This is a genomic window from Affinundibacterium fentianense (assembly GCF_018139545.1).
GTDB classification, from domain to species: Bacteria; Pseudomonadota; Gammaproteobacteria; order Burkholderiales; family Burkholderiaceae_D; genus Undibacterium; species Undibacterium fentianense.
This window is the reverse complement of sequence record NZ_JAGSPJ010000006.1, coordinates 151,555-169,552: the sequence shown is the minus strand read 5'-3', so window position 1 is coordinate 169,552 and position 17,998 is coordinate 151,555. Positions and strand designations below refer to the sequence as shown.

The window sequence follows — 17,998 nt, the reverse complement described above, 5'->3', positions numbered from 1 at the left end:
TAGCAGACAAATTAAGGCAATCGTGCAGACAAGAATGATGTCACGGATTATTTCCAAATGACCTACCATCTATTTCAAAATATTTATCTCTTGGCTTTTCTTTTCAACATGCAAAACAAGTTGAAGTTCTTTCCTATAACGAAGTAATGCAAGAAAAAGAAAGAGTGCCAACATTCCTTGTGAAAATGAAAACAAGAGTCCAGCAAAGACTCGAATGCTTGGCGCGAACGGTAGTACGAGTAAGCAGATCCAACTCGCGATTAGGAAACGAGCTTGCCAGCGCAAACGTGAAGGCGGTAAAACAACTTGCATACTAGGCACACGCTGACCCAAAGGTATGCGACGACGCAAATGCAAAAAGACAAGAAAAGGAATGATCTTCCCCAACATCGCGTTAATTGGCATCACCGCCCCGCCAACTAGGCAAAAGACGCCAAGAATCCATCCCAAACCACGCCAAAATGGCGACACCAAATTCGGCATCGAAAGCAAATAAAGGAAAAAGATGAACGCCGCGCTCATCCAGCTCAAGCAACAAACAATCCACAATATCCAAGCTGGATCAAAACGACGTTTCGCTTTCAACAAATAAACAAAAGCACTGGTCGCAAATAGAAAAACCCAAAACGACAGGACCAGAAGCCAATAACGCATGTAGTCCTCAGATAAAGGAATCAACAACATCCCTACACCAAACCACAGCGACCAAGGCAAACTAGCTTGCCACAGGCTACTTGGACGCTTCGCTTGCCAAAACATCGGGACTACAGTCGATCCCACACCAAGCAACAAACTTGCGAGCAAGCCGATAAGGCCCCAAGCGACATGCAGTTGCAATAGATATTGCATATCAAGCTGCCACCATCCAGCGAATGTTCCAGCAAGGCTTACGCCAAAGGCAAAAACAAAAAACAAGGGAAGCGCACTCCCCTGCAAAGTTTTTAAAGTCAAATCTGCTCGACTCGACCAAGCCATGCGCCATCCTGCTTGCACAAACGCGAGAGTAATTGCACCATATAAAATGGTGGCAAGGATGGCGGCAACCGCAAATCCCACTGCTGCGCCGCTTAAAAATCCCACACTTAAACCGATTGCAATCGCCATTGAACCAACTGCGACGAAAGGTGCGAGCCAACGAGCCGCGGGGACAGTTTGTCCTGCAACCACTGGAAATAATTGAAATAAGGCGCCAAGTATAATTGGCACCAACATTCCCAAGACTAAAACATGAGTGACGGCCAATACCAAGGGCGAGAACCGATCAGGCATTCCGTTACCGGGACCGAACGCCAGTAAAAGACCGGCCGCTACCCCCATCCACGGTGCAGGAAGTAGACAGCCAAATATCAAAGCCGGAGACGGAGCAAGTTGGTAGTTAAGAATTTTTGGTGCAGACATGAACGCTCTTTTATTCAAGTGACACAACAAACTCGGTAAGTGAGATAGATCGTTCAGAAAGGCACATTCTGAAATGATGGATTGTCGTCAAGCCAAGCACATAACATGTCATTACCAGTGACAGTACACCTGGCTATATGCTAGTAACTAAGAGCAAGAGCAAGCACCACCACAACCGCCTAATCCAAGTATCGACAAGAGATTGGGAATACTGCCGCCACACATAGGGTAGAGTATGTTTTCTTCTTTGACGTTGTGCTGTTGAATTAAGACATTCAAAGTGTCAAGCGTCGCCAAAGCTGCTTCTACTTTCCCCTGTTCGATTTCGCCCATTGCCTGATCTCGTAGCTGGCGAATCTCCGCATGCTCGTTACGCATGACCACCGTCGGTCCATCCGTCATGCCTGTGGCTTTTTCAAATGCAGGGAATAAACGTTCTTCTTCCAAACGAAAATGATGCTCTAACTGCTCATCAAACAAACGGAAATTTCTACCAGCCGAGGACAGATCGGCTTTATGTAAAGCGGCTTCGACACGATTTAATTGATCGTCACATTCTTGGTGCTGCTTTACTAAACTCATCATTGCTTGAGACATGATTTACTCCTACTTAAATTGCAAGGCTCTACGCCTCTGCAGTAAAAATTTTTATTGCACCAAAGGCGTATCAGCACCTTCCAACTCGATACCGCTGATCTTGGCTTGTCCAACCATCAATTGCAGATACTGGCGCATCGCATGATCGTGGCTCGCTCTTTGCATCGCGTCAGCGATCTTGCTTTCAACTTGCTCGAATGGCAGTAATTTTCCTGCCAATTTACGTCCTAGTTGCACGATGTGCAGACCAAATCGGGTTTCCACCAAACGTGACACGATCTTGTGTTCTTCTGCGGAGAAAATCACTTTTTCAAATTCGGGAACGGTATCGCCACGCGTTAATTGTCCGAGATTGCCACCGACTTCACTCGATGGGCAGTTTGAATTTACTTTCGCCATCGCGGCAAAATTGGCTGGATTGTCCAACAAATCTTGTAACACCACTTCGGCATGACGTCGCAAATTATCCAGATCGAGCGCAGGTGTCACTTGGAATAAAATGTGATTTGCTTCAACTAATTCACCCACAGTAAAACGCTGTGGATGCGCTTGATAGTGACGCAGACATTCTTCTGAACTGGGCTTAGGTACAACGACCTCACGTACTAACAAAGCTTCAATTTTGTCTTCATCTTCACCCGACAAACCGAGTTCATTGGCTTTATCTAATAAGATACGACGCAAGACCAAAGCCGTCATCGCACTCTTCATCGGATCTGCCGTGCCTTGATGCTCTGGCAGTTCTTTTTCCATCTCAGCATCGCTGAGTTCGTAACCATTGACTATGACGGGCACGATTGCCTCCTAAAAATTTATGCTGGCAATTTGATTCATTGTCGCTCCCGATTAGGCAGAAACGACAAGCTAAAAGTTTTGATCAGCGTGGACGTACCAACTGCCATGCACGGCTCAAATAAGCAATTGATGCAAAGCCACTCCACACATGCACTAAACGAGTGAATGGGAAGATCACGAACAAGCTCAATCCCATAAACAAGTGCGCCTTGAACAGGAATGGTGCACCAATGATGAAGGTCGCTGCGTCGCCTTTAAAAGTCACAATGTGCTGTGCCCAAGTCATCAATAAAACCATCATGTGCCCATCGGTATGATGCAAGGATTCAAAAATCGTCGACAAACCCAAGCCCAAGGTGATGAAAATCCACAACAACAAAACTTTGTCACCGGTTTTGGTCACGGCAGAGATACGCGCATCGGTAAAACGACGGTGCATCAAAATCAGCAAGCCAACCATACACAAAGTACCAAACACGCCACCCATCACAATCGCAATCATTTGTTTGAAGCCATGTGATACACCCAAGGTATCCCAGACGATCACAGGTGTCAGCAAACCGACCATGTGACCGAAGAACAGGCCAAGTACGCCGATGTGGAACAAGATATTACCCACACGCAGATTACCGGCATGCAGCATTTGAGAAGAATCACTCTTCCACGTATATTGTTCGCGCTCGAAACGTGCCAAGCTACCGAACAAGAAAATCGCTAAAGCGATATAGGGATAAATCCCGTAGATAAATTGATGTAAGTAGTCCATCACTGACTCCCAAAAAGTTTAATTTGCAGCTGCTTGACTCGCAGCCTTGGGTTGACGTGGATAAAAATTCACAGCCTGCGCGCCACCAGATGCAGCACTCGATGAACACGACAAGCCTGGCTTCAACAAAGGCTCAACACCATCGACACCTGGGCCGAAGGTTTCCATCGCGTCGTCCATATCGCGCACAGGAGGCTCACCTTGTTCTTGCGGCACCACGTCAGTAAATGCAGTCAACAATAAGAATGCGTTAGCATAAGGGCTGCCTTTGCGTTGCAAGCGGATCCCAATCGCGGCTAATACATGGATCGCTTCACCGAGTAATTTCTCTGCAGTTTCAGCATCGACCAGACTTAAGAACTCTAAAAATAGCGGTACATAATCTGGCAATTCGCTCGCTTCTGGCTCAAAACCATAACGGCGATATTCTGAGATAAGATCGACCATCGCTTGACCACGATCACGACTTTCACCGTGAATATGCTCGAACAAGTGCAGGGCGACTGAAGGGGTACGATCGAAGGTTCCCACGTAGTTTTCTTGCACACTGATCAAATCGCTCTCTTGCAAATAATTCAGCAAAGGCTGGAGAGCATCCGCAGTCTCTTGATCTGCACCCAGCTCAGCACGAATTTCAGGCAAAGCAGCGATCAAATCTGGCTGCGGGTAACTCAGTAGTGCGGATAAAATGCGATAAATTTGCATACGATTTCCTCTATTTTTTGTGGCGTTGTTAGCGTCATTTCTACTTTGGATATCCCCTCTCCCGCAAGCGGGAGAGGGTTAGGGTGAGGGGCGTTGAGAAATCCGAACTATTTGACATCACGAAATAAATTCTGATCAACTTGGTCAACGTCCCTCATCCCCGACCCTTCTCCCGCCTGCGGAAGAAGGGAGCTAAAAGCTACTCCGTCGTTGAGAGTTTCTTCCGCGACTTCGGCATATCCACAAAAATCACACTACCCTGCGGCTTCTTACCAAACAAAGCGCCATCAGAAGTACCGCCTGAACAACCATTACCAAAGGTAAATCCACAACTACCTTTTTCGTTGAAACTATCTTCCACCATTTCTTTATGGGAGGATGGAATCACGAAACGGTCTTCGTAGTTCGCAATCGCCATGGTTTGATACATGTCTTCGACTTGCGCTGCTGTCAAACCGACTTGTTTCAAGACTTCATGATCGAGTTCACCATGCACGACTTCAGAACGTTTGTACGCACGCATCGCTAACATTTTTTCCAGCGCTTCCAAGACTGGCTCTTCTTTGCCTGCTGTCAGCAAGTTTGCCAAATAGCGCACAGGAATACGCAAGGATTTCACATCAGGAATAATACCGTTCATGCCCATATGGCCTGCTTCTGCCGCCTTTTGGATTGGTGATAAAGGTGGCACATACCAAACCATAGGCAAAGTGCGATATTCAGGATGCAATGGGAACGCAATCTTCCACTCCATCGCCATTTTGTACACAGGCGATTTTTGCGCAGATTCAATCCAGCTTTCTGGAATACCATGTTTGCGCGCTTCAGCGATGACTTCTGGATCGTGCGGATCTAAGAAGCAATCTAACTGCGCTTGATACAAATCTTGCTCATTCGGTGTGGATGCCGCTGCTTCAATCTTGTCGGCGTCATACAACAACACGCCCAAGTAGCGAATACGGCCTACGCATGTTTCAGAACAAACGGTAGGTTGGCCTGCTTCAATACGTGGATAGCAGAAGGTACATTTTTCCGCTTTGCCTGAACTCCAGTTGTAGTAAATCTTTTTGTAAGGGCAACCAGAGATACACATACGCCAGCCGCGGCACTTATCTTGATCGACCAACACGATGCCGTCGTCTTCACGTTTGTAGATCGAACCAGATGGGCATGACGCCACACACGCTGGGTTCAAGCAGTGCTCACACAAACGTGGCAAATACATCATGAAAGTCGATTCAAAGGTACTGTACATTTCTTTTTGTACGCCTTCGAATAACTGATCGCGACTACGTGAACTAAATTCACCGCCTAAGTCATCTTCCCAGTTCGGACCCCAGACGATCTTGTCCATTTTCTTGCCAGTGATGACAGAGATAGGACGTGCTGTTGGCGGTGTTTGTGACAATGGCGCGTTTTGCAGACGCTCATAATCATAGGTGAATGGCTCGTAGTAATCGTCTATCTGTGGCAAGTTAGGATTGGCAAAAATATTCGCCAAGATGCGCAATTTGCCACCTTGTTTTGGCTCTAATTTGCCAGCCTCGTTTCTATGCCAGCCGCCTTTCCATTTAGCTTGATTTTCCCATTCTTTAGGATAACCAATGCCAGGCTTGGTTTCGACGTTATTGAACCAAGCGTACTCAACGCCATCACGACTGGTCCATACGTTTTTACAGGTCACGGAACAGGTGTGGCAACCAATACATTTATCAAGGTTCAACACCATGCCTACTTGTGCGCGAATTTTCATGACGCTGCTCCTTCAGATTCTTCCAACTTACCTTCTAACCAATCCACTTTTTTCATCTTGCGCAGGACCACAAATTCATCGCGGTTACTACCCACCGTGCCGTAGTAGTTAAAGCCGTACGCCTGTTGCGCATAACCACCGATCATATGCGTTGGTTTCAACACCGCACGTGTCACCGAGTTATGGATACCACCACGCATACCGGAGAGTTCTGCACCTGGTGTATTCACGATTTTTTCTTGGGCGTGATACATCAAGCACATACCTTTTGGCACACGCTGGCTGACCACCACACGTGCTGTCAATGTACCGTTACTGTTAAATACTTCGACCCAATCGTTATCCACCAAGCCTGCTTCTTTTGCTTCGATCTCAGAAACCCAGACGTGGGGGCCACCGCGACTCAAGGTCAACATCCGCAAGTTGTCAGAGTAAGTAGAGTGGATACCCCATTTTTGATGCGGTGTAATCCAGTTCAACACGATCTCTTTTTCACCGTTCGGCGATTTATTCAACATTGGTGCCACAGTCTTGGTGTCAATCGCTGGTTTGTACACACACAAACCTTCACCAAAATCGAGCATCCAACGGTGATCTTGGTAGAACTGCTGACGACCAGTAAGCGTGCGCCATGGGATCAATTCATGTACGTTGGTGTAACCAGCGTTGTAGCTGACTTCTTCCGATTCCAAACCTGACCAAGTCGGTGCAGAAATAATCTTGCGTGGTTGCGCTTGTACATCGCGGAAACGGATCTTGTCATGTTCACGGCCCACCGCTAAATGCGTATGATCGCGACCAGTGATTTTTGATAAAGCTTCCCATGCTTTGACGGAGACATGACCATTGGTTTCTGGTGCAAAGGTCAAAATCATTTCGCAGGCATCAATCGCTGTTTCCAGACGTGGGCGTCCTTTTGATACGCCCTCTTCTGTCACCACTTTGGTGATACCGCCGATTTCATGGACTTCGTGTTCAGTGTTCCAGTTAATGCCTTTACCGCCATTGCCGAGTTTGTCTAACAAAGGTCCAATTGAGGTGAACTTTTTGTAGATCTCTTTGTAGTTACGTTCAACCACAACAAAGTTTGGCGCTGTCTTACCAGGAATTAAATCACACTCGCCTTTTTTCCAATCTTTAGGCTCAAACGCTTGACCCAATTCACCCGGTGTATCGTGCATCAATGGTTGCAAGACGATGTCTTTGCGTGTGCCAAGATAGTCGCCACCGATTTCAGTAAATTTCTTGGCGATACCTTTGTAGATTTCCCAGTCGGTTTTACTTTCCCACAAAGGCTGCACGGCTTCACTCAATGGGTGAATGAATGGGTGCATGTCGGAGGTATTCAAATCATCTTTTTCATACCAAGTCGCGGTTGGCAACACGATGTCGCCATACAAGCAAGTCGTGCTCATACGGAAATCCAACACCGTCAACAAGTCCAACTTACCTTCCGCTGCTTCTTCACGGAATTTGACTTCAGAAGGTTTCACCGCTTCATCTGGGTCATCAAACAAGGCGTTTTGTGTACCAAGCAAATACTTCAAGAAGTACTCATGGCCTTTTCCTGAACTACCCAGAATATTCGAACGCCATACGAACATATTGCGTGGGAAGTTCTTAGGATTATCAGGATCATCGCAGCTCATATTAACCGCGCCAGATTTCAAGCTTTGCTTCAAGTATTCTTGTGGTTCCATGCCCGCTGCGGCCGCTGCATCACACACATCTAATGGATTTGTTTCCAACTGCGGTGCAGATGGCAACCAACCGAGACGCTCAGATTTAGCATTCATATCGATCATGCTCATATGACTGACTTTGGACTTATCCGCCGTTGGTGCGAGAATTTCATCGATGTGCAATTTCTCATGGCGCCATTGACTAGTATGCGCATAGAAGAAGCTAGTACCGTTCATTTGACGTGGTGGACGAGTCCAGTCGGACGCAAACGCTAATGGCGCCCAACCGAACTGTGGACGGAGTTTTTCTTGGCCCACATAGTGCGCCCAACCGCCACCAGATTGACCAACGCAACCACACATCATCAGCATATTGATGATGCCGCGATAAATCATATCGTTGTGGTACCAGTGGTTCAATGCCGCACCGACGATAACCATGCTCTTACCATGAGTATCGTGTGCATTTTGTGCGAACTCACGCGCTACCTGAATCACTAATTCACGTTTAACGCTAGTATGCTTCTCTTGCCATGCTGGTGTGTATGGCACGTCGTCATCGTAGGAGGTAGCAACTGCACCGCCCAAGCCTTGATCGACACCGTAGTTTGCCATCGAGAGGTCATACACGGTAGCGACTAAAATCTCAGAGCCATCTGCCAATTGCACTTTACGTGCTGGCACATTGCGCAACACCATGTCATTCGCATCTGCACCGCCGAAGTAGTTAAAGCCCACACTCACCACTTGGTCATGCTTAGCCACTAAACTCAATTGCGGATCAATCTCGCGACCTGAGCCACCATCTTTTGGCTCCAAATTCCAGCGACCTACTTTTTCGCCATCGTTAACTTTGCCTTCACCCCAGCGATAACCAATCGAACCATTCGGTGCGACGATGTCGTTAGTGTTCGCATCAATCGCAAGTGTCTTCCAATCACCGTTATTTGCCTCATTCAAGCCACCTGGTAATTGGGAAGCACGTAGCATTTGATCTGGCACAAAACATCCATTGCGCTCGACCAAGCGAACCAACATCGGCATGTCGGTATATTGTTTTACATAGCTGCGGAAATAATCCGACTTACCACCGAGGTGGAACTCTTTCAAGATCACATGACCCATCGCCATCGCCAAGGCTGCATCGGTACCTTGTTTTGGCGCCATCCAGATGTCACCAAATTTCACCATCTCACCGAAGTCAGACGACACAGCAACTGTTTTCGTACCTTTGTAGCGCACTTCTGTGTAGAAGTGCGCATCAGGCGTACGTGTTTGTGGCACATTGGAACCCCATACCATCAAGTAAGTGGAGTTATACCAGTCAGCAGATTCTGGCACGTCAGTTTGCTCACCCCAAATTTGTGGGCTCGCTGGTGGCAAATCACAATACCAATCGTAGAAAGACAAACAAGCGCCACCGATCAATGACAAGTAACGCGCACCGGCCGCATACGACACCATCGACATCGCTGGAATTGGTGAGAAGCCAATCACGCGGTCTGGGCCGAATTTCTTCACGGTGAATGCATTCGCCGCTGCGATAATTTCTTGCGCCGTATCCCAATCAGCACGCACAAATCCGCCGAGGCCGCGCACAGATTTATAGCGTTTAGCTTTTTCTGGATTTTGACTAATCGATTCCCACGCTTGAATTGGGCCCATAGTCTTACGCGCTTCTTGCCACATCTCCATCAAGCGACCACGAATCATCGGATATTTCACGCGCTGTGCAGAATACACATACCAGCTATACGAAGCACCACGAGGGCAACCGCGTGGTTCATGGTTAGGCAAATCAGGACGAGTGCGTGGATAGTCTGTTTGCTGGGTTTCCCAGGTGATTAAACCGTTCTTGACGTACACTTTCCAAGAGCAAGAACCTGTACAGTTCACGCCGTGCGTAGAACGCACAATCTTGTCATGCTGCCAGCGACTGCGGTAAGCGTTCTCCCACTGTCTATCCTCATCCACCACCGCACCATGTCCGTCAGAATAGGTGGATTTCACCTTAGACATGAACTTCAATCTATCCAGAAAATGACTCATCTCAAGCTCCTTAATTTGTGCACGCAAACAAAGGTTCACGCCACTTTGACATGATCAAATTTTAGAGATTGGATAGCGTGACGCCCATTCTTCGGAGCGGTGCCTAGCGCTCAGCATTGGCACTAGGGTGGAATAGTTCTTTGGAACTAGGTGGATATAAGTGACTAAAAGAATCAGATCATTTGGCGCTTTTTACAAAACTTCAAAATATTTACATTTTGTATTTTTATTAATATAATATTAAGCTATGAATCACCTGAATGTGAATAAACGTATGGATAAGTTCAAGAAAGTACTGCAAGTGATAGAAATTGCTTGTTGGGTGGTCGCCTTCGTTAATGCCATCAAATGGTCAAATCAAATTCTCTACACTCTCTTCATCGCTAACGGTACAGTCAACGAGCAAGATGCTCTGGTTCGAATTTATATTTCTGTGCTTTGTGTTATCCCAGCACTCGCTATCAAAGGAGCGAGAGCTGCTTGCAAGTCCGACCAATAGAAATCACGACTGATAGCTAAGAATCTGCCGATACTTACCGCCAATCATCAAAAGAAACAGACAGGAAATAAATATGATTACTTCACATGTTCAAGAGCTCAAATAAGAGATAAATTTCATATTTTCTACGAACCAAACTACTTATTCTGAAAGAGCATTAATGAATCCATTCAAGTCATTCCAAAAACAAATATTAACTTACTGCATGCTTGCTTTTTTCGGATGTCTTTCAACGCCGACTTTCGCTGATAATCTATTTGTTGGAAGGTATCTTTCTGAAACCCGAGAGAATTTTGGTAGAGATAAACTGGGGGAGTACGAAATTGCCGTCACTTTCAATGAGTCGCACAAAATTTTCAATATAACTATCTCTCAAAACGGCAAACTTAAATATACATTGGAAGGCACTCCATGTATCCCAGAATATGTAGATTATTTAAACGGTCGTCCAGAAGGAAAAGCAGAAGCGCTATGTAGTACGGATAAATTGAAGTTTCCAATACTTGTGTTCGCCGAGAATGGAATTCGAAACCCTGCCCCTGACTATTCCAAAGATCCTGAAAAGAAAAAAATTGTCGATAAAATTTTGATGGAATCTGGTGTGAAGCCTTTTCCATGGAAACCTTATATCAAAACTCAATACTATGCGTATGTTGAATGGGGATTCTATGGGTTTCGGAAAGTACACTAACTCAACAACCAGCCCCATGTAGAAGTAATGCCTCTCTACACAGAGCCTCGATAATGAACTTAACAAGAACATCAGATGAAAATTATGAATTAAGCTAGGACAACCCGCTAATCACCCCATTATCGTCAATATCAATATGCAAGGCAGCAGGTACTGCAGGCAGACCAGGTAAACGCATGATCGCGCCTGTGATGGGCACTAAGAAACCTGCACCCGCGGCGATTTCAAATTCACGTACAGTGAGTTCAAAGCCACTCGGTCTTCCGATTAAGGCTTCATTATCCGAAAAAGACTTTTGTGTTTTGGCGATGCAAATAGGTAGATGACCCAAGCCTAAACCTTCGATATGTTTGATGTCGGCTAGCGCTTTCGCTTGGAAAACCACGGAGCCAGCGCCGTAGATTTTTTTGGCAACGGTTTCGACCTTGGTCTTGATATCGCTATTCCAATCGTAAATTGGCGTATAGCGTCCGTTGAAGTTTTCTGCAGTTTCGACGACCGCGCGGGCTAAGTCGGTTGTTCCTTCACCGCCTTTTGCCCAGCCTTCTGAGAGTGCCACTTTGGCTCCACGTGCTGCACACGCTTGTTTTAAGAAAGCGAGTTCTTCATCGCTGTCGCTGCTGAAACGATTGATCGACACCACTGCGGGTAATCCAAATTGAGCGATGTTCTCTAAATGCTTTTCGAGATTCGCAAAACCTGCTTTGAGTGCTTCTAAATTGGGCGTAGTGAGCGTTTTGAGATCTTGTCCACCGTGGTATTTAAGTGCACGCACTGTCGCAACAATGACTACTGCCGATGGGCTTAAGCCTGAATAGCCGCATTTAATATCCAGAAATTTTTCTGCGCCTAAATCAGCACCGAAACCCGCTTCGGTTACTACATAATCGGATAAGGACAAGCCAAGTTTGGTGGCTAAAACGGAGTTAGTGCCTTGCGCGATATTCGCGAATGGACCGCCATGGATGATCGCGGGATTGCCTTCTAAAGTCTGCACCAAATTCGGTTTAATGGCATCTTTCAGCAAAGCCGCCATTGCACCTTGTGCTTTCAGATCGCGGCAATAAATCGGCTTATTGTCGTAGGTATCACCAACATAAATATTACCAAGCTTGGTTTTTAAATCTTGGAAGGATTCTGCCAAGCACAAGATCGCCATGATTTCGGACGCGGCCGTAATATTAAAACCCGCCTCACGAGGATTGCCACCGGGGCGACCGCCCAAGCCCGTTATGATGCTACGCAAGGAACGATCATTCATATCCATCACGCGCTTCCATTTGACGGTACGCGGATCGATGCCCAGACTTTCTTTTTGAAAGTAAATATTATTGTCGATCAAGGCAGCTAATAAATTATTCGCTTTTTCGATCGCGGAAAAGTCTCCAGTAAAATGCAGATTAATATCTTCCATCGGCACAACTTGCGAGTAACCTCCCCCTGCGGCACCGCCTTTAATTCCAAACACCGGTCCTAACGAAGGTTCACGCAAGACCACGGTCGTTTTCTTACCTATGCGATTGAGACCTTCGGTCAAACCAATCGAGGTGGTAGTTTTGCCTTCACCAGGTGGCGTTGGCGTGATAGCAGTGACTAAAATCAATTTATTCTTTTTGATTTTTTCTGGATCAATCAAGTGCAAGGGCAATTTGGCTTTGTACTTACCGTAGTGCTCAAGCTCATCGATATCCACGCCCAATACTTTCGCGATTTCATTGATATGTTTAAGTTGTGCACTTTGGGCGATTTCTAAGTCGCTTTTGACGATCATGGATGACATATTTTTTCCTTGTGGGATTTGCTCACTCATTATTACTTCTCTCTATTACAATTCACTTGGCCAGCAGTTGTTCGCTAGTAAGCATAATCGGTATATTTCCTAAGTCATTCAATGTCTTAAAAAAATCTTGCATAAGAAACGGTTTATTCTCCACTTCTAGTTGTTTGGCACGCTGTGTCATCAGGCGTTCGATCAAATATTTTCCGACTACGTAGCTCGTCCCATACCCTGGTTGACGCAGATATAGATGCTGTTCAAATTTGAGCAAGTGCGGCTCACGTCGCATCCAATTGCGAGGCGTCCAATCAAGATGAACCCGACTCGCCTCTTCCATATTTTTTAAGTTTGCATGGGCATACAAAGATCCCAATCCTCTCGCTGCACGTTGGGCCAACAATATCCAGACGAGTTCGCGCGAACGTGGACTATCATCGTGCAATCCCATATGCATAAACATCTCCTCGACACCTGTCGCGATACCTTCGTTGCGGTTATCCCAAATGTTGTACAACAACGGTCCACGACGTATCGGACTCGTATGTGGTTCGTCACGCATCTGCGCCAAATCAAACCAGTGATACCAATGGCAATACAATGCAGCAGGATCATAGTGCAGAGTGATACTGAAAAAATTGCGCTTGTCCTCAGCAACAAAGCTTTGCAGATGTTCACGCAAAGCAGGCTCCATGTTCGCTTTAATTGGCATCACTTGTTTATCCGCCAAGAAACGCATCAACTTGCTAGCGGCGCGATCTGCCATCGCTTTGTACTCAGCATCGGTACTCGCAGCGTGCATCGGTGGTAAATCTTTGTTACGTTGCTCTTCCAATTTCAAATTCGCCCAAGCGCGATCCAACTCACGCTGCAACAAATCCACTTCTTGCTGCCAAGTCATTGGCACCAAATGCACGTTCTGTTGATACCACGTGTAGTTGTCTTTACCGATGCCGGATGGACCAGTTTTATGTGGCGCTTGTGCGGTGAGCCAAGAAATAAATTCTGCATTCGCCTTTTTTGCGGCACCAAGCGCCAACTTTAGAGCGGGGCTGATACTCTGAGCGAGGTCTTTTTCTAACGCTTGAAGTTCTTGTCCCTGCAATTCAAATGTATTGATACCTGCGAGCCACAAGTCACGCGCATTACCAGTCAAATTACGTTTTGCCTGTGTCAATAACGGTGGTACTACCGCCAATTCCTTGGCCAACTTCATTTGATCTTGTTCAGACAGCGGGAATCGGTACTTCCACAACTCGATTGTCGCGTGATTCGTCGGCCCTTCCCTAGCTGGCGTGTCGCTCGCTTCGGTGTACAAACTTTGATAAAAGGCGGGATCGCGCACCCACGGCTGCAATACACGTTGGTTGAATTCATAACCATTCATTTCTGCATTCACGATCTTCCAATCGATTTGCTGTGCCTTAGTCCAGTTTTTTGTCTTCATCGCCAATAACTGAGCATGCAATTTGCGTACTTTTTCAGATGCACGCGCTCTTGCTTGCAAGGTATAGTCTGGTGCGCCCTCCTTCAAAATTGGTCGTTCAATTCGTCGCCACTCTTCAAACAATTTGACCAATGCTTCGTAATCATCACGACCATCTATCCGTGTTGACTGCGCGACGTATGAAGCGCCCATGCCTGTGCTCGTGCCTAGGGCATTCGAAGAGGTGGAATACGCCGAAGCATGAAAAGAGAGTAACAAGATACTCCCGAATACACTGTGTAACACGCCGATTCTTTTCAACATATTCCTAGCCTCTTTTCATTAATTAGAGAAACCGATCGCCGTACGGGATAAGTCGTTTTATGGATTAATCTTACCGTCCTTCATGACTAACTTGACTTGACGGATCAACTTGATGTCTTGAGATGGATCTCCTTGAATGGCGACCAAATCGGCGAGTAAACCGGGCGCAATTCTACCAATTCGATCGGCATAACCAAATGCTTGTGCGTTGACCGACGTCGCTGAACGCAACACATCGATAGCGCTCATACCATAATCAACCATCAATTCCATTTCACGCGCATTGTCGCCATGGGCATAAACTCCGACATCCCCCCCCATGCAGATGCTGACGCCGGCCTGCAATGCTTGGTTAAAACTTTGGCGCTTTGCCAAAATGCGTGCTGGTTCAGGTTGTATGCCTTTTTTCCAACCACGATATTGTTCTATCGCATCACCAGCGGCCAGGGTCGGACATAAGGTGACACCTTTTTCTCTCATTCGTTTAAAGACCTCTGGCGTGCCATGATCACCGTGCTCGATTGTTGACACTCCAGCTTCAATTGCACGCAGCATACCTTCGGGCGTCGATGCATGCGCCACTAGCTGCCGCTTGCCGCTATTCGCGATCTTTGCCATCAAACTCATTTCTTCGACTGAAAAGATGGGTACCGACTCACCATCGCGTCCTGCTCGATAGTCCGCATAGACTTTAATCACATCCGCACCTTTACCGATTTGGCTACGAACCTCTTGTGACACTTGTTCTAGACCTGACACTTCCGCAGCCCCCTGCGGCAAATCCAAGTCAGGATTCATGCTCTTCGGTCCATAAGCTCCTTTTGCCACCAATGCTTTGGTCGCAATGATCATGCGAGGGCCGGGGATCACGCCTTTTTCGATCGCTTTTTTTACGCCGACATCGTCGTACTCTGCGCCTTCTGTGCCTAAATCACGCACGGTCGTAAAACCAGCTTTCAAAGTCGCTTTCGCATGGTTTGCAGCGCGCACAACCCTCTCGGCACGACTTTCCTTCAACACCTGATCATCCCAGCTGACTTCATTATAGGGATGTAGCAATAGGTGTGAGTGTCCTTCAATCAGACCCGGTAGTAATGTCATGCCCTTTAACTCAATTACTCGTGTATCAGCGGCCAATTTAAACCGCATCGGTCCTGCCTCGATGATTTTGTTCTGGCGAACAAGAACCACCCAATCTGGGCGCATATTTTGGCCATCAAATACCCGATCAGGTTTGAGCAGCATATCTGAATCAGCAGCGAAAGCGCCCCCATTTATCATGAATGCCAGCAAGCATAAATTTTTCCAATGCATGAATCTTCCAATCTCTAATTGATTACATTAAGTTGGCAGTGACTACCAATTACAGCTGCTTACACTATTTTTTTCCTAGACCTAAATCGGGCGCGACTTACCAAGCAAGGCTGGGCCATTTTCTTCCCAATTCTGACCGTCAAAAGCAACAATCTTGACTAACGCAGGCTGTTGCTTGAGACAACGTAAGTTCACATCCATGCCGTCTGGGTTGGAACGCGGAACATAGAAAGGTTTAACACCACAAATTTGACAGAACTGATGCACAGCAACCCCTGTGTTGAATCGATATGTCGTCAATTTATCCGCACCAGACAACAAGGTGAAAGCCCGTAAAGGTACAATCAAATGCAAAAAACCTGTCATGCGACATATCGAACAATTGCACTCTTCAACCTCAACGGCTGTTCCTGCTTCCACTTCAAACTGCACAGCACCGCAGTGACAACTGCCAGAGTAGACCATATTTCTCGCTCCTATCGATACAGATAAACTGCTTTTGACGTGAGTACATGACAGGCAAGGAGTTCTGCCTAAGGCCGTCATCGACCGGAATCGATTGCAATCTATTGCTGTGTGAATATTACCCTAGAGCACGCAAATTGCCGCACCTCAACGAAATCCAGATGGTCCAATGAATGCATCTGTGTCGTTTACGCAAACATGCGCGGATATATCAGATTTATCAAAGGATCTAACTTAAAATTCAACTCATTTTATTAGCTCGGATTTCCTATGAACTTCATCGCCTCTAGTGCACGTGCTGCCTTCATCGGTTTGATTTGCCTTGCATTACAAAGTTCAATGCTTGTACACGCAAAGCAGCAAGCAGATATGCAAGCGAACAGCAATCAAAGTGATGTGACATCCCAGACCGCTAAACAAATTCAGCAAGAAAAACTCCAACAAGAATTACGTAATTTACTCGCTGAAAACAAACGTATTAATCACGAAAAAATTCAAGTCCTTGAAGCACAATCCAAGCGCGTCTTTTGGACTAAGTTGCTAATCGGATTTTTAAGCTTGGCGCTATTGGCAGCATTGGTATCTTTCTGGCGACTCCATGTACAACACAAAATTCAAGATGGGATCGAAACACTGACGACTTCACTCAGGCATTTTCAGGACTCACTTTTCACTCTTTCTTTTATCGACACCTCGCAGTTGAGCACAGTAGGTGGCATTTCCTCTTTTGATCTAGACTTAGACGATACACACAGTCAGCAAGCAAACTCAACGATACATGGGTTTCAACGCACCAGTTCCAAGCATGCTGTTATTGCGCGTGACGAGTTTTCTGACATTCGGGGATTCGTTGACGCGTGGTTAAATGTTTATAAGCCTGGCGATCCTCGTTATGAGCAAGCACAAGCAGCTGCGAGCAAACCGAGCTCACCAAAATCTTGGCTGCAGATGCTAGAAAGTCTGCGCCAAAATAACGACCAAATTGGTTTTGAATCACTCCGTAAAGAGATTAAAAAATTTTTTAATCTCAAAGTCATGCCTTGGAATGCGTCGAATGATGTGCAACATCAAAATTTGTATGACTATCCACATATCGTACAAAAAATCTTCGAATGCTGGCATACCAATGACATTACTGTTTACCTCGAACGCCTATTGAACAATTCCCGCCTAAGCCCACGTGAAGGTTTTGATCTACATATTTTTCAGCAGCTAGAGGAATTGCTAAGCCTAGTGAATAGTGACAATCGTCCAAAAACAGTCAGCGATTTGAAGAGTCATCCGATCGCAGAATATTTGATCCATCCAGATCAGCGGGGGAAGCGCACTTACGTTTCGCAACAGAATAAAGATACAGCGACGTCAACTATCGATTCCTCTTTAGCAGCGCAATTCAACTCACCGACCTCGATTGCTGCTACATCAAACGCAACAGGTCCACTATCAGTCAGTAAACAAGACGAATTATTGACACCGAAGGTTTCAACAGCTGCCCTCGCCAATGCGAATACCGCGTCCGATTATACTGTACGTCTCGACCATGTCAGTCGTGCCAATGCCAACCAAGTGCGCATCCAACTAGCCTCTGCTTATCTAGAAATGGCAGACAGTGAAGGTGCCTGCTTGTTATTGGAGGACGTCATCCGTGAAGCTGGGCCTGAACAGCAAGCCCAAGCACGTCAACTATTAGCTGAGATTGAGGCGAAACGAGCGGCACAAGACATTACAATACGCCATCACTCGGGGTATTAACCAGATCA

At 46.4% G+C, this 17,998-nt stretch carries 14 protein-coding genes; 3 read left to right on the top strand and 11 right to left on the bottom strand.

Annotated elements, in window-relative coordinates:
• Window positions 1–69 precede the first annotated feature (69 nt).
• From KDM90_RS14495 to KDM90_RS14465, 7 genes are all read right to left on the bottom strand, one after another.
• The gene (locus KDM90_RS14495; protein WP_212676336.1) at window positions 70–1,398 is read right to left on the bottom strand and encodes a hypothetical protein; all 1,329 of its coding nucleotides are present in this window, start codon (window positions 1,396–1,398) and stop codon (window positions 70–72) included.
• 147 nt (window positions 1,399–1,545) lie between these two features.
• Window positions 1,546–1,995: a hemerythrin domain-containing protein gene (locus KDM90_RS14490; RefSeq protein ID WP_212676335.1), complete on the bottom strand. Its 450-nt coding sequence runs from the start codon at window positions 1,993–1,995 to the stop codon at window positions 1,546–1,548.
• A gap of 51 nt (window positions 1,996–2,046) precedes the next feature.
• The gene (locus KDM90_RS14485; protein WP_212676334.1) at window positions 2,047–2,790 is read right to left on the bottom strand and encodes a peptidylprolyl isomerase; all 744 of its coding nucleotides are present in this window, start codon (window positions 2,788–2,790) and stop codon (window positions 2,047–2,049) included.
• Window positions 2,791–2,872: 82 nt separating this feature from the next.
• The gene (gene narI, locus KDM90_RS14480; RefSeq protein WP_212676333.1) at window positions 2,873–3,556 is read right to left on the bottom strand and encodes a respiratory nitrate reductase subunit gamma; all 684 of its coding nucleotides are present in this window, start codon (window positions 3,554–3,556) and stop codon (window positions 2,873–2,875) included.
• Window positions 3,557–3,574: 18 nt separating this feature from the next.
• Window positions 3,575–4,261 (bottom strand): nitrate reductase molybdenum cofactor assembly chaperone, encoded by a 687-nt coding sequence (gene narJ / locus KDM90_RS14475; RefSeq protein ID WP_212676332.1) that lies wholly within the window; start codon window positions 4,259–4,261, stop codon window positions 3,575–3,577.
• A 199-nt stretch (window positions 4,262–4,460) separates the two neighbouring features.
• Entirely contained in the window at window positions 4,461–6,014 is a 1,554-nt protein-coding gene (gene narH / locus KDM90_RS14470; RefSeq protein WP_212676331.1) for a nitrate reductase subunit beta, read from the bottom strand.
• Entirely contained in the window at window positions 6,011–9,745 is a 3,735-nt protein-coding gene (locus KDM90_RS14465; RefSeq protein ID WP_212676330.1) for a nitrate reductase subunit alpha, read from the bottom strand. Before KDM90_RS14465 ends, narH begins: the two co-directional genes overlap by 4 nt.
• Before the next feature lie 247 nt (window positions 9,746–9,992).
• Between KDM90_RS14465 and KDM90_RS14460 the strand changes: the two genes are divergently transcribed.
• Window positions 9,993–10,244: a hypothetical protein gene (locus tag KDM90_RS14460; protein ID WP_212676329.1), complete on the top strand. Its 252-nt coding sequence runs from the start codon at window positions 9,993–9,995 to the stop codon at window positions 10,242–10,244.
• A 160-nt stretch (window positions 10,245–10,404) separates the two neighbouring features.
• The gene (locus tag KDM90_RS14455) at window positions 10,405–10,935 is read left to right on the top strand and encodes a hypothetical protein (protein ID WP_212676328.1); all 531 of its coding nucleotides are present in this window, start codon (window positions 10,405–10,407) and stop codon (window positions 10,933–10,935) included.
• 94 nt (window positions 10,936–11,029) lie between these two features.
• Here KDM90_RS14455 and KDM90_RS14450 read toward each other — a convergent pair whose 3' ends face one another.
• From KDM90_RS14450 to KDM90_RS14435, 4 genes are all read right to left on the bottom strand, one after another.
• Window positions 11,030–12,745 (bottom strand): formate--tetrahydrofolate ligase, encoded by a 1,716-nt coding sequence (locus KDM90_RS14450; RefSeq protein WP_230409821.1) that lies wholly within the window; start codon window positions 12,743–12,745, stop codon window positions 11,030–11,032.
• A 22-nt stretch (window positions 12,746–12,767) separates the two neighbouring features.
• Entirely contained in the window at window positions 12,768–14,459 is a 1,692-nt protein-coding gene (locus tag KDM90_RS14445; RefSeq protein WP_212676327.1) for a DUF885 domain-containing protein, read from the bottom strand.
• 57 nt (window positions 14,460–14,516) lie between these two features.
• A complete protein-coding gene (locus tag KDM90_RS14440) occupies window positions 14,517–15,773 on the bottom strand; it encodes a metal-dependent hydrolase family protein (protein ID WP_212676326.1) in 1,257 nt (418 codons plus the stop codon).
• An 81-nt stretch (window positions 15,774–15,854) separates the two neighbouring features.
• Complete coding sequence (locus tag KDM90_RS14435; RefSeq protein ID WP_212676325.1) at window positions 15,855–16,238, bottom strand: GFA family protein; 384 nt, start codon at window positions 16,236–16,238, stop codon at window positions 15,855–15,857.
• 270 nt (window positions 16,239–16,508) lie between these two features.
• Between KDM90_RS14435 and KDM90_RS14430 the strand changes: the two genes are divergently transcribed.
• Window positions 16,509–17,990, top strand: a complete 1,482-nt coding sequence (locus KDM90_RS14430; RefSeq protein WP_212676324.1) for a FimV C-terminal domain-containing protein — start codon at window positions 16,509–16,511, stop codon at window positions 17,988–17,990.
• Window positions 17,991–17,998 lie beyond the last annotated feature (8 nt).

Bases quoted from the DNA above. Each gene is read 5' to 3' on its own strand.
- KDM90_RS14495 (WP_212676336.1), bottom strand. From the start codon at position 1,398: ATGTCTGCACCAAAAATTCTTAACTACCAACTTGCTCCGTCTCCGGCT.
- KDM90_RS14490 (WP_212676335.1), bottom strand. From the start codon at position 1,995: ATGTCTCAAGCAATGATGAGTTTAGTAAAGCAGCACCAAGAATGTGAC.
- narI (WP_212676333.1), bottom strand. From the start codon at position 3,556: ATGGACTACTTACATCAATTTATCTACGGGATTTATCCCTATATCGCT.
- narJ (WP_212676332.1), bottom strand. From the start codon at position 4,261: ATGCAAATTTATCGCATTTTATCCGCACTACTGAGTTACCCGCAGCCA.
- narH (WP_212676331.1), bottom strand. From the start codon at position 6,014: ATGAAAATTCGCGCACAAGTAGGCATGGTGTTGAACCTTGATAAATGT.
- KDM90_RS14465 (WP_212676330.1), bottom strand. From the start codon at position 9,745: ATGAGTCATTTTCTGGATAGATTGAAGTTCATGTCTAAGGTGAAATCC.
- KDM90_RS14460 (WP_212676329.1), top strand. From the start codon at position 9,993: ATGAATCACCTGAATGTGAATAAACGTATGGATAAGTTCAAGAAAGTA.
- KDM90_RS14455 (WP_212676328.1), top strand. From the start codon at position 10,405: ATGAATCCATTCAAGTCATTCCAAAAACAAATATTAACTTACTGCATG.
- KDM90_RS14450 (WP_230409821.1), bottom strand. From the start codon at position 12,745: ATGAGTGAGCAAATCCCACAAGGAAAAAATATGTCATCCATGATCGTC.
- KDM90_RS14445 (WP_212676327.1), bottom strand. From the start codon at position 14,459: ATGTTGAAAAGAATCGGCGTGTTACACAGTGTATTCGGGAGTATCTTG.
- KDM90_RS14440 (WP_212676326.1), bottom strand. From the start codon at position 15,773: ATGCATTGGAAAAATTTATGCTTGCTGGCATTCATGATAAATGGGGGC.
- KDM90_RS14435 (WP_212676325.1), bottom strand. From the start codon at position 16,238: ATGGTCTACTCTGGCAGTTGTCACTGCGGTGCTGTGCAGTTTGAAGTG.
- KDM90_RS14430 (WP_212676324.1), top strand. From the start codon at position 16,509: ATGAACTTCATCGCCTCTAGTGCACGTGCTGCCTTCATCGGTTTGATT.